The 2,170-nt window shown below is 40.6% G+C and carries 3 protein-coding genes; all 3 read left to right on the top strand.

Going from position 1 to position 2,170, the window contains the following annotated elements; all coding sequences use genetic code 11:
* Positions 1-83 precede the first annotated feature (83 nt).
* The gene (locus HHO41_RS21950) at positions 84-278 is read left to right on the top strand and encodes a hypothetical protein (RefSeq protein WP_169102722.1); all 195 of its coding nucleotides are present in this window, start codon (positions 84-86) and stop codon (positions 276-278) included.
* Positions 275-628, top strand: coding sequence for an IS66 family insertion sequence element accessory protein TnpB (gene tnpB / locus HHO41_RS21945; RefSeq protein ID WP_169102721.1), 354 nt, complete (start codon positions 275-277; stop codon positions 626-628). Before HHO41_RS21950 ends, tnpB begins: the two co-directional genes overlap by 4 nt.
* A gap of 82 nt (positions 629-710) precedes the next feature.
* Positions 711-2,170: IS66 family transposase (gene tnpC, locus HHO41_RS21940; protein ID WP_169102714.1), on the top strand; the 1,460-nt coding region annotated here is incomplete at its 3' end.

Raw genomic sequence — 2,170 nt, 5'->3', positions numbered from 1 at the left:
GTAAGCCCGAATTCAAACTACGCATATAAACAAGCAGCATCTCCTGGTACGATACACGTATCAATTAAAGGAGGTGCTTTCTTATGCCACAACAAAAATTAACCATTGTCCCCGTTACGCTCGATCCAGTTAGCAAAAGTCCTTTCAAACCGGCTTCATCCGTTGATCCTTCCTCTAGCATTTGCACAATCAATACGGCAAACGCTGAAATCTCCTTTTTTAATGGCGTGGATGAGCACATTATACAAACTGTTATGAGGGAGTTGAAACATCTATGAAGCACGATTACACAAGTGTGAAAAATATCTATATTATTTGCGGAAAAACCGACATGCGGAAAGGCATTGATGGACTTGCCACACTAATACAAGATTCATTTGAACTTGATCCGTATGGCGATTCCATTTTCCTATTTTCCGGATGGAGTAAAGATAGATATAAATGTTTGTATTTCGATGGCGATGGCTTCGCCATGCTTTATAAGCGCCTTGATAACGGAAAACTTCAATGGCCTAAAGATGAAAATGAAGTTCGCAACCTTTCACAAAAGGAGCTTAGATGGCTCCTTGAAGGTTTAGCGATTCAGCAACCTAAGGCGATTCAACCATCAACAAAAGGGGAGTTCTAAATTTTGTGAATTTTACCTTTATTCAACCTTCCGAACTAGCTATAATAATAGGAGCGAATTCGAACGGAAAGTGGTGAATGGTGTGGCTAACGCTTCTACTACTGAAAATCAATACGAAAAATTAATTCGATTGCTTGAGGAACAACTGGCTCATTCGAATAAACAAAACCAAGAGTTATCGAAGAAGTTAGATAAAGCATTGAAGCAGAACGAAGCGTTATCTGAACAACTTCGCCAATTAACAAAGCTCATATATGGGTCTAAAACCGAAAAATCCAAATACAATGTGCCCGATGGGCAAGGTTCATTGTTTGAGGATGACCCGTCTTTTAATGAAACTGAGCACACAGTAGAACAAAGCCAACAGGTAATTTCTTATACTGTTGTTCGTAAAATTCAAAAGAAAAAACGAAATGACTCATTGTGTGATGATGTAGAAGTGGAGACGATTCATCATCACCCTGAAAATATAATCTGTGACTGTTGCCAACATCAGATGATTGAAATCGGCGGTACTCTTGTGCGTGAAGAGGCCAAATTTATTCCTGCAAAAATGATGAAGGTGCAGCATTTTGAACATGCATATGAATGCAAAATCTGTAAAGGTGATGGATCGCAGCCGGCGCAAATAAAACGTGGAAAAGCGCCGCAACCAGCTATTCAACGTAGCATCGCCAGCCCTAGCGTACTTGCCAAAGTCATCTATGACAAATTTGCACAATATCTCCCACTTTACCGTCAGGTAAAGGAATGGGATCGTTATGGTCTGAATACTAACGATAAAAACCTTTCGAACTGGGTTATTCGTGCATCAAGTGATTGGTTATTGCCTATTTACGAACGAATGAAGCAATTGATGATGGATAAATCGCTTTTACATGTCGACGAAACTTACGCGCAAATTATTAACCGATCTGACGGGAAATCTGGTCAAACCAACGCCTATAATTGGGTCTATCGTAGTGTACCAAGTCAAGGTCCAACGATTACCCTGTTTCAAAGTTCGTTGTCACGGGCTAGGTTTGTCCTTGAAAGCTTCATTCGAGATTTTTCCGGTACAATAATCTGTGATGGTTATTCTGCATACGACAAAATAGATGGGGTTTCTTTCGCGAATTGTTGGGCACATTGTCGCCGTTATTGGCTAAAGGCCGACAGCAAAAATGGGCGAATTGGAGTGAGCTATTGTGATGAGTTATATCGTTTGGAAAGGGAATTTAAACATTTGTCTCCCAGCAAGCGAAGAAAAAAACGCAAAAAGTACTCGAAGCCCATCGTTGAAAAATTCCTTCATTGGGTTGAAAATTCACCCTTCTACGGGAAAAATGCCCTCGCAAAAGCAGCAGAATACACATTAAACAGGGCAAATGGACTCAAAGCTTTCTTAAATGATGGGCGCATAGAAATTGATAATAATCCAGCGGAAAATGCCATCCGTCCAAGTGTGATTGGCCGCAAAAACTGGCTCCATTCTGTTAGTGAAGCTGGTGCAAAAGCCAACGCAATTTGTTTGAGTATCGCAGAAACAGCCAAAGCGAACGG

Origin of the sequence: Bacillus sp. DNRA2 (assembly GCF_012843265.1) — a bacterium.
In the GTDB taxonomy this organism is placed as follows: domain Bacteria; phylum Bacillota; class Bacilli; order Bacillales; family Cytobacillaceae; genus Bacillus_BU.
Note: the sequence above shows the minus strand (reverse complement) of the source record. Positions and strands in the feature narration are given on the sequence as shown.

What these genes read in the sequence shown, in the direction of transcription:
- HHO41_RS21950 (WP_169102722.1), top strand. Translation starts at nt 84, where the DNA reads ATGCCACAACAAAAATTAACCATTGTCCCCGTTACGCTCGATCCAGTT.
- tnpB (WP_169102721.1), top strand. Translation starts at nt 275, where the DNA reads ATGAAGCACGATTACACAAGTGTGAAAAATATCTATATTATTTGCGGA.